This is a genomic window from Anaeromyxobacter sp. Fw109-5 (genome assembly GCF_000017505.1).
In the GTDB taxonomy this organism is placed as follows: domain Bacteria; phylum Myxococcota; class Myxococcia; order Myxococcales; family Anaeromyxobacteraceae; genus Anaeromyxobacter.
Map to the genome: position 1 here is coordinate 82782 of NC_009675.1, position 20185 is coordinate 102966.

Annotated in this window: 20 protein-coding genes; 15 read left to right on the forward strand and 5 right to left on the reverse strand. The window is 74.8% G+C overall.

The window, feature by feature from the left end:
- Positions 1 to 7: 7 nt before the first annotated feature.
- Positions 8 to 2587, reverse strand: coding sequence for a hypothetical protein (locus tag ANAE109_RS23155; protein ID WP_011984393.1), 2580 nt, complete (start codon positions 2585 to 2587; stop codon positions 8 to 10).
- A 140-nt stretch (positions 2588 to 2727) separates the two neighbouring features.
- Between ANAE109_RS23155 and ANAE109_RS00355 the strand changes: the two genes are divergently transcribed.
- From ANAE109_RS00355 to ANAE109_RS00375, 5 genes are all read left to right on the forward strand, one after another.
- Positions 2728 to 4665: a YgiQ family radical SAM protein gene (locus tag ANAE109_RS00355; RefSeq protein WP_041448015.1), complete on the forward strand. Its 1938-nt coding sequence runs from the start codon at positions 2728 to 2730 to the stop codon at positions 4663 to 4665.
- 10 nt (positions 4666 to 4675) lie between these two features.
- Positions 4676 to 5410: a GDSL-type esterase/lipase family protein gene (locus tag ANAE109_RS00360; RefSeq protein WP_011984395.1), complete on the forward strand. Its 735-nt coding sequence runs from the start codon at positions 4676 to 4678 to the stop codon at positions 5408 to 5410.
- Positions 5411 to 5529: 119 nt separating this feature from the next.
- Positions 5530 to 6918, forward strand: coding sequence for an adenosylmethionine--8-amino-7-oxononanoate transaminase (gene bioA, locus ANAE109_RS00365; protein WP_011984396.1), 1389 nt, complete (start codon positions 5530 to 5532; stop codon positions 6916 to 6918).
- 75 nt (positions 6919 to 6993) lie between these two features.
- A complete protein-coding gene (gene bioD / locus ANAE109_RS00370) occupies positions 6994 to 7665 on the forward strand; it encodes a dethiobiotin synthase (protein ID WP_011984397.1) in 672 nt (223 codons plus the stop codon).
- A 54-nt stretch (positions 7666 to 7719) separates the two neighbouring features.
- Positions 7720 to 7992 (forward strand): hypothetical protein, encoded by a 273-nt coding sequence (locus ANAE109_RS00375; RefSeq protein ID WP_041448016.1) that lies wholly within the window; start codon positions 7720 to 7722, stop codon positions 7990 to 7992.
- Between the two features lie 41 nt (positions 7993 to 8033).
- Here the strand turns inward: ANAE109_RS00375 and ANAE109_RS00380 are convergent, their stop codons facing one another.
- Genes ANAE109_RS00380 through ANAE109_RS00390 form a run of 3 tightly spaced genes read right to left on the reverse strand, consistent with a single transcriptional unit; the run spans position 8034 to position 9974 of the window.
- Complete coding sequence (locus tag ANAE109_RS00380; protein WP_011984398.1) at positions 8034 to 8309, reverse strand: DUF1844 domain-containing protein; 276 nt, start codon at positions 8307 to 8309, stop codon at positions 8034 to 8036.
- A gap of 48 nt (positions 8310 to 8357) precedes the next feature.
- The gene (locus ANAE109_RS00385) at positions 8358 to 9737 is read right to left on the reverse strand and encodes a trypsin-like peptidase domain-containing protein (RefSeq protein WP_011984399.1); all 1380 of its coding nucleotides are present in this window, start codon (positions 9735 to 9737) and stop codon (positions 8358 to 8360) included.
- 3 nt (positions 9738 to 9740) lie between these two features.
- A complete protein-coding gene (locus tag ANAE109_RS00390; protein ID WP_011984400.1) occupies positions 9741 to 9974 on the reverse strand; it encodes a hypothetical protein in 234 nt (77 codons plus the stop codon).
- 80 nt (positions 9975 to 10054) lie between these two features.
- Between ANAE109_RS00390 and thiE the strand changes: the two genes are divergently transcribed.
- Genes thiE through ANAE109_RS00405 form a run of 3 tightly spaced genes read left to right on the forward strand, consistent with a single transcriptional unit; the run spans position 10055 to position 12218 of the window.
- A complete protein-coding gene (gene thiE, locus ANAE109_RS00395; RefSeq protein WP_011984401.1) occupies positions 10055 to 10723 on the forward strand; it encodes a thiamine phosphate synthase in 669 nt (222 codons plus the stop codon).
- Positions 10720 to 11430 (forward strand): gamma-glutamyl-gamma-aminobutyrate hydrolase family protein, encoded by a 711-nt coding sequence (locus tag ANAE109_RS00400; protein WP_011984402.1) that lies wholly within the window; start codon positions 10720 to 10722, stop codon positions 11428 to 11430. Before thiE ends, ANAE109_RS00400 begins: the two co-directional genes overlap by 4 nt.
- Positions 11427 to 12218, forward strand: a complete 792-nt coding sequence (locus tag ANAE109_RS00405) for a PfkB family carbohydrate kinase (protein ID WP_011984403.1) — start codon at positions 11427 to 11429, stop codon at positions 12216 to 12218. The genes ANAE109_RS00400 and ANAE109_RS00405 overlap by 4 nt, the downstream gene beginning before the upstream one ends.
- 34 nt (positions 12219 to 12252) lie before the next feature.
- On the opposite strand, the gene dnaB is transcribed toward ANAE109_RS00405, so the two are convergent.
- Positions 12253 to 13677, reverse strand: a complete 1425-nt coding sequence (gene dnaB / locus ANAE109_RS00410) for a replicative DNA helicase (protein ID WP_011984404.1) — start codon at positions 13675 to 13677, stop codon at positions 12253 to 12255.
- A gap of 252 nt (positions 13678 to 13929) precedes the next feature.
- On the opposite strand from dnaB, the gene ANAE109_RS00415 reads away from it, so the two are divergent.
- From ANAE109_RS00415 to ANAE109_RS00445, 7 genes are all read left to right on the forward strand, one after another.
- Positions 13930 to 14760 (forward strand): LEA type 2 family protein, encoded by an 831-nt coding sequence (locus tag ANAE109_RS00415; protein ID WP_011984405.1) that lies wholly within the window; start codon positions 13930 to 13932, stop codon positions 14758 to 14760.
- 125 nt (positions 14761 to 14885) lie between these two features.
- Entirely contained in the window at positions 14886 to 16202 is a 1317-nt protein-coding gene (mgtE, locus tag ANAE109_RS00420) for a magnesium transporter (RefSeq protein WP_011984406.1), read from the forward strand.
- A gap of 129 nt (positions 16203 to 16331) precedes the next feature.
- Positions 16332 to 17723 (forward strand): pitrilysin family protein, encoded by a 1392-nt coding sequence (locus ANAE109_RS00425; RefSeq protein ID WP_011984407.1) that lies wholly within the window; start codon positions 16332 to 16334, stop codon positions 17721 to 17723.
- Positions 17720 to 19153: a pitrilysin family protein gene (locus tag ANAE109_RS00430; protein ID WP_011984408.1), complete on the forward strand. Its 1434-nt coding sequence runs from the start codon at positions 17720 to 17722 to the stop codon at positions 19151 to 19153. Before ANAE109_RS00425 ends, ANAE109_RS00430 begins: the two co-directional genes overlap by 4 nt.
- Before the next feature lie 125 nt (positions 19154 to 19278).
- A complete protein-coding gene (locus ANAE109_RS00435) occupies positions 19279 to 19677 on the forward strand; it encodes a MarR family transcriptional regulator (protein WP_011984409.1) in 399 nt (132 codons plus the stop codon).
- The gene (locus tag ANAE109_RS00440; protein ID WP_011984410.1) at positions 19670 to 19927 is read left to right on the forward strand and encodes a DUF5985 family protein; all 258 of its coding nucleotides are present in this window, start codon (positions 19670 to 19672) and stop codon (positions 19925 to 19927) included. Before ANAE109_RS00435 ends, ANAE109_RS00440 begins: the two co-directional genes overlap by 8 nt.
- The gene (locus ANAE109_RS00445; RefSeq protein WP_011984411.1) at positions 19924 to 20184 is read left to right on the forward strand and encodes a DUF5985 family protein; all 261 of its coding nucleotides are present in this window, start codon (positions 19924 to 19926) and stop codon (positions 20182 to 20184) included. The genes ANAE109_RS00440 and ANAE109_RS00445 overlap by 4 nt, the downstream gene beginning before the upstream one ends.
- The last annotated feature ends 1 nt before the right edge of the window (position 20185 follow it).

Sequence of the window (20185 nt, forward strand, 5' to 3'; positions counted from 1 at the left end):
CGAGGCTTCAGCTCACGGACACTTCCTTCACCGCCGCCCGGTAGACCCAGATCCGGCCGGTGTTGGTGCGCGTGTCGCCGGGGACCATGAAGAAGCCCGGGCCGTCCTCGCGGTAGTCCGGGCTGTAGCCCGCCACCTGCCGGCCGTCGCGGAACGTCACGCGCACCTTCTTCCCCTCGGCCGCGGGGGTGGGCTCGCCGGGGGCGAGCATGAAGAAGATCGCCTTCACCTTCTCGGTCGCGATCGTCTCCCCGGCGGCGCCGGGTGCAGGGAGGAGCGCGAGGGCCGGGGCGGCGAGGTCGAGGTCCTCGACGACGCCGCGCTTCACCGTGCCCTCCAGCGTGTGCACCACCACCCGCTGCGTGCCCGAGGCGACGGTCGGTCCCGCGGGCGAGGCGGCGCGCGCCGGCATCGCGGCGGCCCGCGGGGGCTCGGGCGCGGAGGGCGGCGCGGGCACCGCGGCGCCGCGCGCCGGCGAGAGCGCCGGAGGCGGCGCCACCGCCGCGGGGGCGGCTGGCGTCGCGGCGCGCGGCGCTGGAGCGGCTGGCGCGGCGGGCGCGGTGGACGTCGCAGCGGCCGGCCGTGGGGCGGGCGCCGGGACCGCGGCGGGTGGGGCGGCGGCGGGGCGCGGAGCGGCGGCGGTCGCCGGAGCGGCGAAGTCGAGCGCGGGAGGGGGGAGGTCCGCCTCGTCGGCCGGGATCTCCTCGAGGATCTCCTCCCCGTCCACCGTCGGGATCTCCTCGACGATCTCGGGCAGCGAGAGATCGTCCCCGTCGGGCGCCGCCGCGGAGACCGGCACGAGGGAGTGACTCTCCGTGACGGAGTCCGCCTCGGCGGCGTCCGGCGTGGCGTCGGCGTGCGCGACGGGCGCCGCCGCCGCGCCGGCGGCGAGCTCCCAGGGCGCGGGCGCCTCGGCGGTCGCCCACGCGGCGCCTGGATCGGCGGCGTCGAACGAGCCACCGGACGCGAGCGAGAAGTCGGGGTCGAGCGCGGCGCCCGGCGGCCAGTCGCCCGCCCCGTCCAGCGCGGAGCCGTCCGGGTCGAGCGCGAGGGGCTCGCCGGCCTCGAACCCGTCGGCGGGGGGCTCGAACACCGCCCCCGGCGCGAACGCGGCGGTGTCGTCGTACTCGCCCAGCGCGAACGCGGCGGTCGCGTCGATGGGAGCGCCGGGCTCCGCGGAGAACCCGGCGTCGAGCGAGAGGCCGTCGTCCGGGCCGAACGCGGACGCGCCGGCGCCGGGGTCCTCGTCGTACGCGCCGAGCGGCGCGCCCGGCGCGGAGGGAGCGGGCGGCGGCGTGGGATCCCAGCCGGCGGGAGGGAGCGTGGAGGCATCGCCGCCGAGCGGCAGCGTCTGCGTGGGCTCCGGCTCGCTCGCGAGCCCCAGCAGCTGGGTCGGCTCGGGCGCCGAGGCCGGATCGAGCTCGGCGCCCTCCGGCTCGGCGGCCAGCGCGACGTCCTCGAGGCCCAGGAGGTCCAGGTCGGCTGCGTCCAGATCCAGCGCGGGCAGCTCCTCGAGCGCTCCGGCGGGCGCCGCGGCGCCGAGCGGGAACGCCCGCGTCGGCTCGGGCTCGGCCTCCGGCGCGAGTCCGGCATCCCAGCCCCCGTCGAAGGCGGGCTCTGCCGCCCCGTCGGCCGCGAGCGAGGCGGGATCCCACGCGGCCTCCCCCTCGCCGCCGAGGGCGGACAGGTCGAAGGGCTCGGGCGCGATGCCGGCCGGTTGCAGGCCGGCCTCGGGGAGCCCGGCGTCGTCGTACGCGAGGGCGGGCGCTCCCGCGAGCGCCGCCGGATCGAGCGGGGCCGCTGCGCCGTCCGCGCCGCTCCACGCCGCCGCGTCGTCCGGGGTGGGCGAAGCGGCCGCGTCACCCGAAGGATCCCAGCCGGCCGCGCTCGCCGGATCCCACGCCGGCGGCGCGCCGGGGTCCGCGGGGAGCGCGTCCGGAGCCCAGGCGGCCGTTTCGTCCGCGAGGGTGGCGGGATCCCAGGGCTGTCCCTCCGCGCCGGCGCTCGGGTCCCAGGCGGCGTCCTGCGGGATCGCGGCCGGATCCCAGGCCTGGGCGCCCTCGGGAGCGTTCGGGTCCCAGGAGGCCGGATCCTGCGAGGCCGCGCCCGGATCCCACGGCGGCGCGGCGGCGTTCGGATCCCAGGCGGCCGTTTCCTGCGGGAGGGCGGCGGGATCGTAGGGGGGCTGCGCGCCGAGCTCGCCCTCCCAGCCGAGCGTGGCGGGATCGAACAGGGCGGAGGGGTCGAGGTCGGCGAGCGGGTTCTCCCCCGCCGGCTCGGCCGGCGCCGCCTCGAGCGCGACCGGCGGCGCGGACGCCGGGAAGAACGGCTCGGGCTCGGGCTCGGGCGAGAGCTCGGGCGGCGGCGGTGGTCGGTTCCGCAGCCCCGCGGGGAGCAGCGACTCGCGCAGCCGGGCCGCGGCCGCGTTCACGTCGAAGCCGCCGCGCGGCGCTCCCCCGCCCGCGTCGCCGCCCACGAGATCGCGCAGCTCGGCGAGGCGGCGCTCCTCCTCCGGCGAGAGCTTTCCCGCGCGGCGCTTCGCGTCGAGGGTCCGGAACTCCTGCATGACGCTGCGCGGATCGGGCATTCGGTCTTCCGGGAGGGTGGCGGGCCACGGGGGCCGAGCGAGAGGGCGGATGATACCTCGCCCGGCGAGGCCCACAAAACTGGCGAGGGGGGCGCTCCTCCTTGATTTCCCTAGCTCCGGCAGCCATGTATGGCGCGCCCATGAATCGCCTGCCGGTGCTCCACGACGGCCGCGCCCAGCCGCCCGCGGCCCGCGCCGACTCCTTCCTGCCCACCTCCGCCGCCGAGCTCCGCGCGCGCGGCTGGAGCGCGCTCGACGTCCTGCTCGTGACCGGCGACGCCTACGTCGACCACCCGAGCTTCGGGGCGGCCGTGATCGGCCGGGTGCTCGAGGCGCAGGGCTACAAGGTCGGCATCGTGGCGCAGCCGGACTGGCGCAGCACCGCGGACGTGCTGCGCATGGGGCGGCCGCGGCTCTTCGTCGGGGTCACCTCGGGCGCCATGGACTCCATGGTGAACCATTACACGGCCCACAAGCGCCGCCGCTCCGACGACGCGTACACGCCGGACGCGGTCGCCGGCAAGCGGCCCGATCGCGCGACCACGGCCTACGCGCGCCTCTGCCGGCAGGCGTTCGGGGCCACGACGCCCATCGTCGTGGGCGGCATCGAGGCCTCGCTCCGGCGCATCGCCCACTACGACTACTGGGACGACCGGGTGCTGCCCTCGGTGCTCGTCCCCTCGGGCGCGGACCTGCTCGTCTACGGGCAGGGCGAGAAGCCGGTGCTGGAGATCGCGCGCCGGCTCGCCTCGGGGGAGGACCTCTGCGGGCTCGTGGACGTGCCGGGGACGGCCCTCGCGGTGCCGGACCTCGCGCTCGCCATGCTGGAGGGACGCGAGCGGAAGACGCTCGAGCTCCCCGCCTACGAGGAGATCGCGCTCGACAGGCGGCGCTTCGCCGAGTTCAGCCGCCTCTACCACCTCGAGCACAACGCCGAGAACGCGCGCATCCTCGTGCAGCGCCACGGGCGCGGGGAGAGGGCGCGCTTCGTGGTGGTGAACGAGCCGATGGCCGCGCCCTCGACCGAGGAGCTCGACCGGATCGCCGAGCTCCCCTACGTGCGCGAGGCGCACCCGTCCTACGGCGGCGCGCACATCCCCGCGCTCGAGCAGATCCGCTGGTCGATCCAGATCCTGCGGGGCTGCGCCGCCGGCTGCGCCTTCTGCTGCATCACCGAGCACCAGGGGCGCGACATCGCCAGCCGCTCGGAGGCGAGCGTGCTGCGCGAGCTCGCCACGCTCGCCTCGAAGGAGAGCTTCAAGGGCACCATCACCGACGTGGGCGGCGCGACCGCCAACATGTGGGGGATGCGCTGCACGGACGCGGAGGCGCACGCGGTGTGCCGGCGCGCCTCCTGCGTCTATCCGACCGTCTGCAAGTTCTTCGCGGTGGACCACGGCCCGCTCGTCGACCTCTACGAGAAGGCGCGCAAGGTGAAGGGGGTGAAGCACCTCTTCGTCGGCTCGGGCGTGCGCTACGACCTCGCCCAGGCGGACACGAAGAACGGCGCCCGGTATCTCAAGACGCTCGTGCAGCACCACGTCTCGGGGCAGCTCAAGGTCGCCCCCGAGCACGTCTGCGAGCCGGTGCTGAAGCTCATGAAGAAGCCGGGCGTCTCGTCGTTCGAGCGGCTCCGCAAGGACTTCGAGCGCTACTCGCGCGAGGCGGGCAAGGAGCAGTACCTCGTCCCGTACTTCATCTCCTCGCACCCGGGGTCGTCGCTCGAGCAGGCCGCGGAGCTCATGGACTACCTGCAGGACAACCGCTGGAAGCCGCAGCAGGTGCAGGACTTCATGCCCACGCCGATGACGCTGGCCTCCGACATGTACTGGTCGGGCTACCACCCCATGACCGGCGAGCCGGTGCACGTCACGCGCGACATGGACGAGAAGCGCATGCAGAAGGCGCTGCTCCGCTGGGGAGACCCGGCGAACCGGCCGCTCATCGAGAAGGCGCTCCGCAAGCTCGGGCGGCTGAAGCCGGGGGAGCGGCTCGGGCCGGGGATGCGGCCATCGCGCGGCTCCCCGAAGAGGCGCGGCCCCGCCGGTGGGCCGGGCCCCCGGCGCCCGCGTGCCTAAGGTACCGGCCGTGATCCCGCACCGTGGCCGTGCCGCGCTCGCCGCCGCGCTCCTCCTGCTCGCCGGCGCCGCGCGCGCCCAGCTCCCGGAGCGGCCGAAGGCCGGCCGCGGCGCGCCCATCGCCTACCTGGCCATGGGCGACTCGACCGCGGTGGGGGTGGGGGGCGGCGCCGGCGGCGGCTACCCGCAGCGGCTCGCGCGGCGGCTCGAGGCGAGCGGCGTCCCGGTGAAGCTCGCCGTGGTGGCGGCGTCGGGCGCCACCATCGCCGACCTGCGCCGCGACCAGCTCCCGGAGGTGATGGCGAAGCGGCCGGCGCTCGTCACCATCGGCGTGGGGATCAACGACCTCATGCAGGGGCGCAAGCTCGCCGACTTCGCCCGCGATCTCGAGGTCGTCGCCGACCTGGTGCGGCGCACCAAGGCGACCGTGGTCCTCCAGACGCTCCCCGACCTCACCTTCTCGCCCGCCGGCCACGGCGCGCCGCCCTCGCTCGGCAGGCGCCTCGAGGCGTACAACGCCACCATCGCGCGCGTCGCCGAGCGGCACGGCTTCGTGCTCTCCGACGTGTACGGCAAGAGCCGGCGCGCCTTCCGCGACCGCCAGGCCGAGCTCTTCGCGAAGGACGGCTTCCACCCCTCCTCCGCCGGCTACGAGGTGTGGACCGAGGCGCTCTGGCCGGACGTGGAGCGCGCGGTCGTCGCTCCGCGCGTGCAGGCCCGCACGCCCGCCGCGGGCGAGCGCTGAAGGGCGGCTCGCGATCCGCGACCGCGTCGCGGCTCGCGACTCCCGGCCGGCGCCGGGCTCGCGAGCGCTCGCTCTACCGCTTCCCTTCGGCCGAGGGCGCGCGATAGCCTCGCCGCCCCATGTCCGACCCGTCCGGCTCCCTCGCCGCGCGCGCCGCGCGGCACCGCCGCCTCTGCGAGGCCGATCACCGCCACCTCTGGCACCCGTTCACGCAGATGCAGGACTGGCTCGCCGAGGAGCCGCTCGTCGTCGACGCGGCCGACGGCGTCCACCTCGTCGACACCCTCGGCAACCGCTACCTCGACGGCGTCTCCTCGCTCTGGTGCAACGTGCACGGCCACCGGGTGAAGGCCATCGACGACGCGATCCGCGCGCAGCTCGACCGCGTCGCCCACTCCACCCTGCTGGGCCTCGCCTCCACCGCGTCCATCGAGTGCGCCGAGGAGCTCGTCCGCCACCTGCCGGAGGGCCTCACCCGCGTGTTCTTCTCCGACGCGGGCGCCACCGCGGTGGAGATCGCGCTCAAGATGGCCTTCCAGCACCACCAGCTCCGCGGCGACGTCGAGCGCAGCGAGTTCGTGGCGCTGCGCGGCGGCTACCACGGGGACACCCTCGGGTCCGTGTCGGTGGGCGGCATCGAGCTCTTCCACCGCATCTTCAAGCCGCTCCTCTTCGACGTGCACCACGCCCCGCAGCCGTACTGCTACCGCTGCCCGCTCGCGAAGGAGCCGTCCTCCTGCGGGATGGCCTGCGCCGACGCCGTCGAGGAGGTGTTCGCCGCGCGGCCGGGGAAGATCGCCGCCCTGGTGATGGAGCCCGTGATGCAGGGCGCGGACGGGATGATCGCCCAGCCGCCCGGCTACGTGCGCCGCATGCGCGAGCTCTGCGATCGCCACGGGGCGCTGCTCGTCTGCGACGAGGTCGCGACCGGCTTCGGCCGCACCGGCACCACCTTCGCGGTGGAGCAGGAGGGCGTCGTCCCCGACATCCTCACCATGGCGAAGGGGATCACCGGCGGGTACCTGCCGCTCGCCGCCACCGTGACCACCGAGCGGGTGTTCGAGTCGTTCCTCGGGCCGTACGAGGAGAAGCGGACCTTCTTCCACGGCCACACCTACGCGGGCAACCCGCTCGCCTGCGCCGCGGCCACCGCCTCCATGCGGCTGCTGCGCGAGGAGCGCGTCATCGAGGGGCTGCCCGCGAAGATCGCCGCCCTCGCCCGCGCGCTGGAGCCGGCCCGGCGGCTGGCGCACGTGGGCGAGGTGCGCCAGCGCGGCCTCATGGTGGGCATCGAGCTCGTGCGCGACCGCGAGACGCGGGAGGAGTACGCCTACGCGCTCCGGGCCGGGCACCAGGTGATCCTGGAGGCGCGCAAGCGCGGCGCCATCCTGCGGCCCCTCGGGAACGTGGTGGTGCTCATGCCGCCGCTCGCCATGACGGAGCGACAGCTCGAGGAGCTCGCCGCCATCGCCCTCGCCGGCATCGAGCGGGCGACGGCGAGGATCTGAACGCGGTCACGCGTGAACGCCGCTCGTGGTGAGCCTGTCGAGCCGCGGGCGGGGGTGGCGACGGAGGTGTGCAGGATGCGGGGGCTGTTCATCACCGGGACCGACACCGGCGTCGGCAAGACCGAGGTGACCTGCGCGCTCGTCGCGAACGCGCGCGCGGCGGGCTTGGACGCGGTGCCGATGAAGCCCGCGCAGTCCGGCGTCGCGCCCGGCGAGCCCACCGACGCCGACCGGCTCCACGCCGCCTGCGACGGGGCGGAGCCGCTCGAGGTCCTCTGCCCGTACTCGTTCGCCGCGCCGCTCGCGCCCGCGGTCGCCGCCCGGCTCGAGGGTAGGCAGGTGTCGTTCGGCGCGATCGTGGACGGGGTGCGCGCGCTCGCCGCGCGGCACGAGGCCGTGCTGGTGGAGGGGGCGGGCGGGCTCCTCGTCCCGCTCACCGAGGAGGAGACCTACGCCGATCTCGCCGTGGCGCTCGGGCTGTCGGTGCTGGTGGTCGCGCGCGCCGGGCTCGGCACGGTGAACCACACCGCGCTCACCGTGGAGGCGCTCCGCGCGCGCGGGCTCGTCCTCACGGCGATCGTCCTCAACCAGGCGTGCGAGACGGACGACCCGTCCGTGCCGTACAACCCGGCCGAGATCGCGCGCGTGACCGGACGTGAACCGCTCGCGCGCCTCGCGCACGTGCGCGATATCGCTGAGCGCCAGCGATTTCTGCGATCCAGGCTCGCCGGGAAGATCCAGTTTTAGGGCACGGCGCGCGAAAATTGGATCGCCTCGGCGATCGATCCTAGAGATCGCCGCGTGCCGAACGTCGTCGACCTCACGCTCGTCTCCCGCGCCCGCCGCATCCTCCAGCAGGTCCTCGAGGAGCGCGGCCTCGGCTTCTTCCTCCTCGCCTCGTCGCGCGTCCCGAAGCTCGACGCGCGGCGCATCGCCTGGGTCGTCCAGGCGGCGCGGCGCAAGGCGGGCCCGCACGCGCGGCGCGACCCGAACGCCCTCTCCCGTACCCGCCGCGTGGTCCGGCGCGAGCTCATCCGGCTCCTCGCCGAGGCGATGGTGCAGGCGGGGGTGTAGCGCCGCGCGGCGTCCGGCGCGAGCGCCACCGCGGCCGGGGGCTACTCCGGCTTGCCGCCCTGCCTCGACACGTAGCGCAGCCGCAGGTCGGTGAGGAGGTGGTCGATGAACTGCTCCTCCTCCGCCGTGAGGTTGCCCTTCGTCTTCTCGCGGAGCATGGCGAGGATGTCGATCGTCTGGTGCGCGAGGGCGAGGTCGGGCTTGCCGGGCAGCCCGGTGTCGGGGTGGGGCGCGTCGCCGAGGTGGACGAACGCGCTCGAGGCGAGCGACAGCACGAAGGTGTAGAAGTCGATCCCGCCGGCGCTCTTCTCGTCCATGGCGACCTCCCCGCAGCGCGGGCCGCGACGCGGCCTGTGCCCCGGAGTCTACTGGAAGTCGAAGGCGATCCGCTCGGCCGCGTAGCCGCGCTGCACGAGCAGCACGAGCTGGCCGCTCCGGCGCGCGCGGGCGGCGGCCCGGCGGAAGTCGGCGAGCGTCGCGACCTCGGTCGAGTTCACCTCGCGCACGAGGTCGCCCTGGCGGATCCCCACCCGGGCGGCGGGCGAGGCGGGCGCGACGGTCTTCACGATGAGCACCGAGCCGCGGTGCAGGCGCTCCTCGGCGAGCGTGAGCCCCGTCGAGCGCGTGGCGAGCTGCGCGGCGGCCTCCGGGGAGAGCTCCACCGACGGCACCGACAGGGCGATCCGCTTCCCGCCCCGGACGAGCTCGAGGCGCGCGGCCTGGCCGATGGGGAGATCGCGCATCCGGAAGCGGAACTCCTCGGCGCTGCGGGCCGCGAAGCCCTGCACCGCCTCCACGACGTCGCCCTTCTTCACGCCGGCCTTCGCGGCGGGTGAGCCGGGATCCACGCCGGTCACCACCACCCCGCCGGACGCCCCCTCCGCCGCGCCGTCCTTCGCGGGCAGGTCGTCCACCGCCACGCCCACGTAGCCCTCGCGCACCTCGCCGTGCGCGATGAGGTCCTCGGCGATGCGCCGCGCGCGGTCGATGGGGATGGCGAAGCCGATGCCGGCGTTCCGGTCGCCCAGGATGGCGGTGTTGATGCCGACGAGCCGCCCCTCGATGTCGAGGAGCGCGCCGCCGGAGTTGCCCGGGTTGATGGAGGCGTCCGTCTGGACGAAGTCGAAGAGCATCCGGTCGCCGGCCCGGAAGTTCCGGTGCACCGCGGAGACCACGCCCGTCGTGACGGTGTGCGAGAGGCCGAACGGGTTCCCGATGGCGATGAGCGTCTCGCCGATGAGGAGGTCGTCCGAGCGGCCCAGGGTGGCGAAGGGGAGCCGCTCCTTCGTCTCCAGCTTCAGCACGGCGAGGTCGCTCGACGGATCGGTCCCCACCACCTTGGCGTTGATCTCGCGCCCGTCGAGCAGGCCCACGCGGAAGCGGGCGCCGCGCTCGACCACGTGGTTGTTCGTGAGCACGTACCCGTCGGGCGAGACGATGACGCCCGAGCCGAGCGAGCTCACCGCGTAGCCCTTGCGGAAGCGGGGCTTCTCGAAGAAGTCGCCGAAGAGCAGCTCCGCCATCGAGCTCGCCCGCGACGGCACGCGGATGCGGACGAGCTCCTCGGCGGAGACGTTGACCACCGCGCCGCGCACCTTCTCCACCGCCTGCACCACCGGCGTGCGCCGGCTCGGCGAGGGACGCTCGTCGGGGCGGGGGAGGGCGTTCGGTCGGGCGGAAGCGCTCGCGGCGAGCACGGAGGCCCCGAGCGCGAGCGAGGCGAGGATCGCGCGGTGCGCGCGCACGGCTCAGGTCTGGGGGGCCTCGCCGGTGTCGGCGGGCGACTCGGGCTCGTCGTCGACGTCGTCGAGGTCGTCGCGATCGTCGGAGTCCATCGAGGCTTCGATGGGCATCGCCTGGTCCGCGAGGTCCGGGAGGGACTTCAGGTGCTTCTCGTAATCCTTCTCGTCCAGCACGCCCTTGCGCAGGTAACGCTGCGCGACGCGCTTGTCGACGAGCTTGTTCTCGGGCTGATCGGCCATGGGTCCACCTGGAAACGCGGGAGGCCGCGAAAATATGCGGCACCTTGCGGGGCCGTCAAGCGCGTGTTAGCGCTGTCGTCATGCCCACTTCCGACGGCTCCGCCGGCGCCGCACGGCGGGCGCGGCTCGCGGGGCTCTACGCCATCGTGGGGGGCGCGGCCGCGGTGGAGCAGGCGCGCGCGGCGATCGCCGGCGGCGCTCGGGTCGTGCAGGTGCGCATCAAGGACGCGCCCGCAGGCGCGGTGCTGGCCGCCGCCCGCGAGATCGTCGCCCTCGCCCGCGGCCGCGCGCTCGTCATCGTGAACGACCGCGCCGATCTGGCGCTCCTCTCGGGCGCCGACGGCGTGCACCTCGGGGACGAGGATCTCCCTCCCGCCGAGGCGCGCAGGCTGCTCGGCCCGGACCTCCTCGTCGGCCGCACCACCCGCACGCTCGAGGAGGCGCGCGAGGCGCTGCGGGAGGGGGCCGATCACGTGGGGTTCGGCCCCATCTTCCCGACCGGCTCGAAGGCCCTCGCGGTCCCGGCCCGCGGGGCGGGGATGCTGCGGGAGGTGGCGGCGGCGCTCGCGGCGCCGGTGGTGGCCATCGGCGGCATCGGCCCCGCGAACGCCGGCGAGGTGGCGCGCGCCGGCGCGGCCTGCGCCGCGGTCATCGGCGCGCTGTTCGACGCGGGGGACGCGCGCGCCAACGCCGAGCGCCTCGCCGCGGCCTTCGAGGCGGGGCGGGCCGCGCGTGAGGCGACGCGGTGACGCGCCCTCGCATCGGCCTCACCCTCGACGCCGAGGAGGGGGCGGGCCGCTACTTCCTCGGCCGCGCGTACGTCGACGCGGTGCTCGCCGCCGGCGGCCTCCCCATCCTGCTCCCTCACTCGAGGGAAGCCGCCGCGGCCTACCTCGCGCTCCTCGACGGCCTCGTCGTGACGGGCGGGTTCTTCGACGTGCCGCCCGAGCTCTACGGCGAGGCGCGCCGGGAGGCGTGCGGGGTGACGAGGCCGGAGCGGACCGCCTTCGAGAAGGAGGTCCTCGAGGCGGCGCTCGCCGCGCGCATGCCGGTGCTGGGCGTCTGCGGCGGGATGCAGCTCCTCAACGTGGTGCGGGGCGGGACGCTGTACCAGGACCTCCCCCAGGACGCGGGGATCCGCGGGCACGAGCAGCCCGCGCCCAGGGACGTCCCCTCGCACGAGGTGGTGGTCCAGCCCGGCACGCACCTCGCCGCGCTCGTCGGGGCGGGTAGCCTCCAGGTGAACTCGACGCACCACCAGGCCCTCCGCGAGCCGGGCGCGGGCGTCCTCGTCTCGGCCCGGGCGCCGGACGGCGTCGCGGAGGCGATCGAGCTGCCCGACCTGCCGTTCGCGCTCGGCGTGCAGTGGCACCCCGAGGCCGTCGCCCGCCACGAGCCGCGCCACGCCGCCCTCTACCGCGGCCTCGTCGCCGCGGCGCGGGACCGCCGGCGGTGACGCCGCGCGGATCCTCCGCCCGCGCGCGCGCGCCGCGGGCGCCGCACGCCGGGCCGCGCGTGCTCGTGGTGGCCGGCCTCGATCCCTCCGGCGGCGCGGGGCTCCTCGCCGACCTCGAGGCGGTCCGCGCCGCGGGCGCCCAGGGGTGGGCGGTGGCCGCCGCGCTCACCGCCCAGGGTCCGGGCGGCGCGCGCGGCTTCGAGCCCGCGAGCCCTGAGATCCTGGTCGCCCAGATCGACGCGCTGGTGCTCGGCGCGGAGCGCCCGCGGGCGGTGAAGACCGGGATGCTCGCCACCGCGACGCTCGCGCGCGCGCTCGCCACACGGCTCGGCGAGCGCCCGCTCGGGAGGGTCCCGCTGGTCGTGGACCCCGTGCTCGTCGCCTCCTCCGGCGCGCCGCTCTTCGACGCCGAGGGCGGCGGGGCGGGGGACGCGCTCGCCCCCCTCCTCGCGCGCGCCCGGCTCGTGACGCCGAACCTCCCCGAGCTCCGCGCCCTCACCGGCCTCGACGTGTCCACCGACGACGCGGCCATCCGGGCGGCGCGGGCGCTCCCCGCGCGCGCGGTGCTCGTGAAGGGCGGGCACCGCGAGGGCGCGCCGCTCGACCTGCTCGTCATCGCCCGCGCCGTGGTCCGCGTCCCCGGTCGCCGGCGTGCGGGGACCGCGCGCGGCACGGGCTGCCGGCTCGCCTCGGGGATCGCGGCGCTCCTCGCGCAGGGCGCCTCGCTCGAGGAGGCGGTGCGCGGCGCGAAGCGGCTCGTGGAGCGCTACCTCGACCGGATGATCTAGACCGGGGGCCCGCCGAGCGAAGCTCCGCGCAGCTTCACTGTCCGTCGCGCCGCCGCTCCATCTCCGCGAAGTAGGTCGTGGTCTTGAAGAAGACGAGCGGGATCGTGCCGGTGGGACCCTGGCGCTGCTTCGCCACGACGAGCTGGACCTCGAGCGTGTCGCCGCTCGCGGTGCCGGACTGGACGTCCTTGTTGTCCTCGTCGTTCCGGTGCAGGAACATGACGATGTCCGCGTCCTGCTCGATGGCGCCCGACTCGCGCAGGTCGGAGAGCATGGGCGGCTCCCCCTTGCGCTTCTCCACGCCGCGGTTGAGCTGCGAGAGCGCCACGATGGGGCACTCGAGCTCCTTGGCGAGCGACTTGAGCGAGCGGCTGATGGTGGCGATCTCCTGCTCGCGCGACTGGCTCGCGCGGTCCGACGGGGCGTGCATGAGCTGGAGGTAGTCGATCATCACGAGGTCGAGGCCGCCGTTCTCGCGCTTCAGCTTGCGGCACTTGGAGCGCAGCTCGACCGGGGTCAGCACGAAGTTGTCGTCGAGCCAGATGGAGGCGGCGCCGAGCTTGTCCGCGTGCGTGGCGATCTTCTGCCAGTCGTAGGCGGAGAGCTGTCCCGCCGAGAGCCGCCGCCAGTCGAGGCGGGCCTCCGAGGCCAGCATGCGGAGCGCGAGCTGGTCGGAGGGCATCTCGAGCGAGAAGAACGCGACCTTCTTGCCGGCCCGGGTGGCCGCGTGCGTCGCGATGTTGAGCGCGAAGGCGGTCTTGCCCACCGAGGGGCGGGCGGCGAGCACGGTGAGCGTGCCGGGCTGGAACCCGAGGGTGTTCTTGTCGAGCGACTGGATGCCGGTGGGCACGCCGGTGATGGGCGAGAGGCCGGCCTGGACGCGCTTCTGGACGGCCTCCAGGTTCTCGATCGCCCGCATCACGGGCTCGGCGATCTTCTTCAGCGTCTCGGTGCCGGTCCCCTGCGCCGCCCCGAAGACGTCCTGCTGGGCGGAGTCGAGGAACTGCTGGACGCTCGCCCCCGCCTCGTAGCCGCGCTCCACCACCCGCTGGGCGGTGAGCATCATCTGCCGCAGCCGGGCGAGCTCCTGCACCGTGCGCCCGTAGTGCTGCACGTTGGCGGTCGTGCCGATGGCGCGCGCGAGCGAGAGCGGCAGCTCGCGGGGGACGGCGCTGCCGAGGAGCCCCTTCGCGTCGAGCCGCTGCTGCACGAGGATGGGGTCGAGCGTCTTCGACTCGCGCGCGAGCTCCTCGCACACCGCGTACACGTGCTGGTGCGCGAGCAGGTAGAAGTCGCCCGACTTGATGAGCGCGGCGACCTGGTCGAAGGCGGTCTCCTCGACGAGGATCGCGCCGATGACCGCCTGCTCGGCCTCGAGGCTGTGGGGCAGGTCGCGGGCGCTGCGCAGGGGTGCGACGGGCGCCTCGGAGACGCGTCGGACGGGGTCGTGCTCGGCCATGGGAACCGGCGCAGCCTACCAGCGAGGTCCGACGGGATCACCGTGGACAGGCGGTGGAAAACGTCGGAAATACCGGGGGAAAACGCTGTGGAGGGAGGGTGGACGGGCTGTGGACGAGGTGTGGACGGGCGTGAATGCCGGCCCGGGGCCGTCCGTCCGTCCCCTGGCCGCGGGCTTGCCGCGCCCCGCGCCGCGCTCGGAGTCCGGCTCCCACCTCGCCCATCACCACCTCTCCCCTGTAGAACCTCACCCATGAAGAAGACCTTCGCCCTCGCCCTCCTCGCGCTCACCGGCGCCGGCTGCGCCGGCCTCTCCGATCTCGCCCGCGTCGCCTTCGAGGAGCCGAAGCTCAGCTTCCGCTCGGCGAGCGTCGAGGCGCTCGACCTGGAGGGCGCCACCATCGGCGTGAAGTTCGACCTCGAGAACCCGAACGGCTTCGGGCTCGACGTGGCGCGCGTCGGCTGGGGCGTGGAGGTGGAGGGGACCCGCGTCGCCACCGGGGACATGCCCGGCGGGCTCGCGATCCCGGCGAAGGGCGTCGCGCCGCTCACCATCCCCGTCCGCGTGCGCTACCAGGACGTCCCCGGCATCGTCGGGCTCCTCACGAGCCGCCGCGACGCCATCGGCTACCGCCTCTCCGGCAAGGTCGGCGTCCGCACGCCCATCGGCATCGTGGACCTCCCCGTCTCGCACTCCGACCGGGTGGCGCTCCCCTCGCTGCCGAGCTTCTCGCTCGAGGGGGTCTCGCTGCGCACCGCCTCGTTCACCGACATGGCGCTCGACGTGAAGCTCCGGGTGAAGAACCCCAACGCGTTCCCCATCCCGGCCGGGAGCCTCGACTACGCGCTGTCGCTGGCGGGGACCGAGGTCGTGCGCGCGCAGGACACCGCGCTCGCCAGGGTGGCGGGCGGGGCCGCGCAGATCGTGTCCATCCCGGTGCGGGTGAGCGTGCTGAAGGCGGGCCGCGCCGCCACGGAGCTCGCGCGCGGCGCTCCCGTCCAGCTGGGGCTCGCCGGGACCGCGGACGTGGCGGGCATCCCGGTGCCGCTCGACCTCGCCGCGACGGTCCCGGCCCGGCGCTGACGCCGCCGCGCCGGCGCCGCTCGGCGCCGCGTGGGCGCGCGCCTCCCGGTGCGCGTCCACGGCGGAGCCTTTCGCTTTACGCGGCTCCATCGCGCGACTAGCCTCCGCGTCGCGAGGAGAGCGGCATGGACGCGGACGAGCTGGTCGACGTGCCGCTCACGGCGGAGGAGCTCCGGGACGCCTGGCCGGCCCTCTCCTGGGAGGAGCGGATCGAGGGCTTCCACCGCCTCGTGCGCGCCGAGGCCGACGACTTCTTCCTCGAGCTGCCCCCCGCGGACGAGGCGGCGCTGCTCCTCGCCCTGCCGCCCCCGGAGCGGCGGCTGTGGATCCGGCTCCTCGCGCCCGACGACGCGGCCGACGTCATCCAGGAGACCCCGGAGGAGGAGCGGCCCCGCCTCATCGAGCTGCTCGACCCGGTGGCCCGCCGCGAGGTGACCGCGCTCCTCGCCTACGCGGAGGACGCCGCCGGCGGCCTCATGAGCCCGCGCTTCGCCCGCCTGCGGCCGGAGATGACGGCGGACGAGGCCATCCGCTACCTGCGGCGCCAGGCGCGCGAGCAGGCGGAGACCATCTACTACGCGTACGTGCTCGACCCCGAGCAGAAGCTCTCCGGCGTGGTGTCCTTCCGCGACCTGCTCACCGCCCCGCCCGACCGGCGCATCTCCGAGCTCATGAAGCGCGACGTGGTGAGCGTGCCGGACACCCTCGACCAGGAGGCGGTGGCGCGCATCATGGCGCGCGAGGACATCAACGCCATCCCGGTGGTGGACGGGCAGGGGCGCATGCAGGGCATCGTCACCGTGGACGACGTGGTGGACGTGGTCCAGCAGGAGGCCACCGAGGACATCCAGAAGATCGGCGGCACCGAGGCCCTCGACGCGCCCTACCTCGACACCGGGCTCTTCGCGATGGTGAAGAAGCGCGCCGGCTGGCTCGCGCTGCTCTTCGTCGGGGAGATGATGACCGCGAGCGCGATGGGCCGGTTCGAGGAGCACATCGCGAGCGCGGTGGTGCTGGCGCTGTTCGTGCCCCTCATCATCTCGTCGGGAGGGAACTCCGGGTCGCAGGCCTCGACGCTGGTGATCCGCGCCATGGCGCTCGGCGAGGTGGGCATCGCGGACGCGTGGCGGGTGGCGCGCCGCGAGATCCTGTCGGGCCTCGTCCTCGGGGGGATCCTGGCGGTGCTGGGCGTCGTGCGGATCTTCCTGTGGCAGGGCCTCTTCGGCACGTACGGCCACCAGGCCGCCCGCCTCGCGCTGACCGTCGGCTCGAGCGTCATCGCCGTGGTGACGTTCGGGACGATCGCCGGATCGATGATGCCGCTCCTCATCCGGCGCCTGGGGTTCGACCCGGCGAGCGCGTCCGCGCCGTTCATCGCCACGATGGTGGACGTGTCGGGGGTGGTCATCTACTTCTCGATGGCGCGCCTCGTCCTCCTCTGACCGGCGCGCCGCGCGGGGCCCCCGCGCCAGCGCGCCCCGCCGCCCCACCGGGCACGTTCCGCCCGGGCGTCACGTACGGTATGGCAACGCCTCCGGAGACGAGAGCCTCCGGCGAAAGGGGTCGCCGCCATGAAGCCCGTCCTGCCGCTCGCCCTCGCGCTCGCAGCGCTCGCGTGCGCCTCGTCCCGCGGCGCGGCGGGGGGCGCGGAGCCCGCGCGCGCCACGCGCCTCTCCGTGCCGCTCGAGTACCACACGCTGGAGAACGGCCTGCGGGTGGTGCTCTCCCCGGAGCGGAGCGTCCCGAAGGTCGCGGTGGGCGTCTACTACGGGATCGGCTTCCGCGTGGAGCCGAAGGACCGCACCGGCTTCGCCCACCTCTTCGAGCACATGATGTTCCAGGGCTCGCGGAGCCTGGGGAAGATGGAGTTCATCAAGCTCGTGCAGTCGAACGGCGGGACGCTCAACGGCTCCACCCGCTTCGACTTCACGAACTACTTCGAGGTGGTCCCCTCCAACGTCCTCGAGACGATCCTGTGGGCGGAGGCCGACCGGATGCGAGGCCTCGCGGTGACCCAGGAGAACCTCGCGAACCAGCAGGGCGTGGTGGCGAACGAGGTGAAGGTCAACGTGCTGAACCGCCCGTACGGCGGGTTCCCCTGGCTCGACCTGCCGCAGGTCGCGAACGAGAACTGGTACAACGCGCACAACTTCTACGGCGACCTCGCCGACCTCGAGGCGGCGACGCTCGCCGACGTGCGGCGGTTCTTCGAGACCTACTACGCGCCCAACAACGCGGTGGTGGCGCTCGTGGGGGACTTCGAGCCGAAGGAGGCGCTCGCCTGGGTGGAGCGGCACTTCGGCGACATCCGCCCGGCCAGCCAGCCGCCGCGCCCGGATCTCTCCGAGCCGCGGCAGGAGCGGGAGAAGCGGGCCGAGAAGGTGGATCCGCTCGCGGAGCGGCCCGCCGTCGCGCTCGCCTGGCACGCGCCGGCGCGGAACACGCCCGCGCACGCCGCCTTCGTCCTCCTCGACCAGATGATCCTGCAGGGGCGGGACTCGGCCCTGTACCAGAAGCTCGTGCAGGAGCAGGGGCTCACCGGCGAGGTGTCGGGGGGGCTGAACCTCCTCGGCAACCCGTGGAACTACCAGGGCCCGATGCTCCACATCGCCTACCTCTTCCACGACAAGGACCGCTCCGCCGGCGAGATCCTGCGCGCGGTGGACGAGGCGCTCGCGCCGTACCTCGAGCGGCCGGTGGAGCCCGAGGCGCTCGCGCGGGCCAAGGTGAAGGCGCGCTCCGCGCTCTACGCGGAGATGGAGAGCTTCGCCGGCTTCGGCCTCGCCGACCTCCTCGCCGCCCACGCGCTGTTCGACGACGACCCCGCCCGCGTGAGCCGGATCGAGGCCGAGCTCGAGGCGGTCACGCCGGCGCTGGTCCTCGAGACCGCGCGCGAGTACCTCCGCCCGACGAACCGCACCGTGCTCCTCGTGAAGACCAAGGACCAGGGGGTCGCCCCGTGACCGTCCTCGCCGCCGCCCTCGCCCTCGCCCTCGCCGCCCAGGACCCCGCCGCGGCCGCGCCGAAGCAGGCGCCGCCGCCGCCGCGTCCGCCGCCGGACTTCCGCGTGCCGGGGACGCGCTCGTTCACGCTCGACAACGGCCTCGCCGTCACGCTCGTCGAGATGGGCCAGCTCCCCAAGGCCACCGTGGCGCTGGTGCTGCGCGCCGGCACGGGCGACGACCCCCTGGAGAAGACGGGGCTCTCGAGCTTCCTCGGGGCGCTCCTCACCGAGGGGACGACCACCCGCAGCGCCGCGGACATCGCCGCGGCCGCGGCGCGCTGGGGCGGCGCCATCGAGACGAACGTGACGCCCGACGAGACGGTGGTCGGCGGCACGGTGCTGTCCGAGTTCGCCCCCGAGCTCGTCGCGCTCGTCGCCGACGTGGCGCTCAACCCGGCCTTCCCGCCGCGCGAGGTGGAGCGCGTGCGCCAGGACACCCTGCGCGCCGTGACCATCGCCCGCACGCAGCCGCAGGTGCTGGCGCAGGAGCGGTTCCTCGCGTCGCTCTACCCCGATCACCCGTACGGCAGGCTCCTCCCCACGCCGGAGATCGTGCGCGGCTACACGGTCGACGAGGCGCGGGCGTTCCACCGGGCGAGCTACGGCGCGCGCCGCGCCCACCTCTACGTGGCCGGACGCTTCGACCGGGCGGCGACCGAGGCGCGGATCCGCGCCGCGCTCGCCGCCATGCCGCCGGGCGCCCCGCGCGAGCCGACGCCGCCGCGGCCGGCCTCGCGCCGCGCGGTCGAGCTCGTCCCGCGCCCCGGGGCGGTCCAGTCTTCCCTCTACCTCGGCCTGCCCGTGCTCGACCCGCGCCACCCGGACTACCTCCGGCTCGCGGTCGCGAACACGCTCCTCGGCGGCTACTTCTCCTCCCGCATCACCGCCAACATCCGCGAGGCGAAGGGCTACACCTACTCCCCGTACAGCCTGGTCTCGGTGCGGGCCGGGACGGGGTACTGGGCGCAGGTGGCCGACGTGACGACGGCGGTGACCGGCGCGTCGCTGAAGGAGATCTTCGCCGAGGTGGAGCGGCTGCGCGCCGCGCCGCCGGGGGCTGACGAGCTCCGCGCGGTCCAGGCATACCTCGCCGGCACCTTCGTGCTGCAGACCTCCGATCGCGACGGGCTCATCGCGCGCCTGCGCTTCGTCGATCTGCACGGGCTCGGGGAGCGCTGGCTCGAGGAGTACGTGAAGAACGTGCGGGCGGTGACGCCCGCGGACGCGCAGCGCATGGCGCAGGCCTGGCTCGACCCGGCGCGGATCACCGTGGTGGTGGTGGGCGACCCGGCCCTGGTGACCGAGCAGGTGCGGCCGTTCGGCGAGATCGTCACCGCCCCGGCCGCGCCGCAGCCGGACGCCGCGGCGCCTTCGAAGCCGCGGACCTGAGCCCTCGGGGAGGGGGCGCGACGGCCCCGTGCGTGACGGCGCGGCCAGCGGCGGACGGGACCACCGCTCGGCGGCACCTCGGAACCTTTGACGTCATACGGTGTCGTGGGTAGTGTGCCGCCGACTTGAGCGAGGAGATCGCGCACGACATCCGGGCGTTCCTGCTGGCGTACGTGGAGTCGTACGAGCAGCTCGAGATCCTGCTCCTGCTGCACCGCGAGGCGGCCGCGTGGCAGCCTCCCGGCGTGGCGGACGCGCTCAAGATCCCGCTCTCGTCGGCCGCCGCCTCGCTGGACGAGCTCGCCGCGCGCGGCCTGTTGCGCCGCGAGCGCGGGGGCTACCGCTTCGACCCGGGGGATCCGTCCGTCGCTTGCCTCGTCGCGGGCCTGGCGCGCGCCTACGAGGAGCGCCGGGTGGCGGTGATCGATCTCATGAGCGCCAACGCCATGGACCGCATCCGGAGGTCGGCGCTCCGCACCTTCGCGGAGGCGTTCCGGCTGAGGGGGACGAAGAAGGATGGCTGAGGCGGTCTACCTGCTGTGCGCCCTGACGAGCATCGCCTGCGCGGCGCTGCTCGTGCGGAGCTACCTCGCCACGCGCGTGCGGCTCACGCTGTGGAGCGCGCTCTGCTTCGTCGGGCTCGCGCTCAACAACGTGATGCTGTACGTGGACCACATCGTGGTGCCGGGCGCGGACCTGTGGCTGCTCCGCACGGCGCCCGCGGTCCTGGGGATCGGCGTGCTCGTCGCCGGGCTCGTCTGGGAGTCGACGTGAGAGGGTTCGCGTGGGGCGTGCTCGCCGCCGGGTGCGCGGTCGCCGGGCTGTTCTTCCTGCGCTTCTGGCGGGAGAGCCGGGACCGGCTCTTCGCCGGGTTCGCCGCGGCGTTCTTCATCCTGTGCGTCAACTGGCTCGTCCTCGGGATCACCAACTCGGGCGACGAGACGCGGCACAACGCCTACGTGCTGCGGCTCGTGGCGTTCCTCGTGCTCATCTGGGCGATCGTGGACAAGAACCGCCGCTCCGCGCGCTGAA

Excerpts from the sequence above, each read along its gene's own strand:
- ANAE109_RS23155 (WP_011984393.1), bottom strand. The coding sequence starts at position 2,587 with ATGCCCGATCCGCGCAGCGTCATGCAGGAGTTCCGGACCCTCGACGCG.
- ANAE109_RS00355 (WP_041448015.1), top strand. The coding sequence starts at position 2,728 with ATGAATCGCCTGCCGGTGCTCCACGACGGCCGCGCCCAGCCGCCCGCG.
- bioA (WP_011984396.1), top strand. The coding sequence starts at position 5,530 with ATGTCCGACCCGTCCGGCTCCCTCGCCGCGCGCGCCGCGCGGCACCGC.
- bioD (WP_011984397.1), top strand. The coding sequence starts at position 6,994 with ATGCGGGGGCTGTTCATCACCGGGACCGACACCGGCGTCGGCAAGACC.
- ANAE109_RS00380 (WP_011984398.1), bottom strand. The coding sequence starts at position 8,309 with ATGGACGAGAAGAGCGCCGGCGGGATCGACTTCTACACCTTCGTGCTG.
- ANAE109_RS00390 (WP_011984400.1), bottom strand. The coding sequence starts at position 9,974 with ATGGCCGATCAGCCCGAGAACAAGCTCGTCGACAAGCGCGTCGCGCAG.
- thiE (WP_011984401.1), top strand. The coding sequence starts at position 10,055 with ATGCCCACTTCCGACGGCTCCGCCGGCGCCGCACGGCGGGCGCGGCTC.
- dnaB (WP_011984404.1), bottom strand. The coding sequence starts at position 13,677 with ATGGCCGAGCACGACCCCGTCCGACGCGTCTCCGAGGCGCCCGTCGCA.
- ANAE109_RS00415 (WP_011984405.1), top strand. The coding sequence starts at position 13,930 with ATGAAGAAGACCTTCGCCCTCGCCCTCCTCGCGCTCACCGGCGCCGGC.
- mgtE (WP_011984406.1), top strand. The coding sequence starts at position 14,886 with ATGGACGCGGACGAGCTGGTCGACGTGCCGCTCACGGCGGAGGAGCTC.
- ANAE109_RS00425 (WP_011984407.1), top strand. The coding sequence starts at position 16,332 with ATGAAGCCCGTCCTGCCGCTCGCCCTCGCGCTCGCAGCGCTCGCGTGC.
- ANAE109_RS00440 (WP_011984410.1), top strand. The coding sequence starts at position 19,670 with ATGGCTGAGGCGGTCTACCTGCTGTGCGCCCTGACGAGCATCGCCTGC.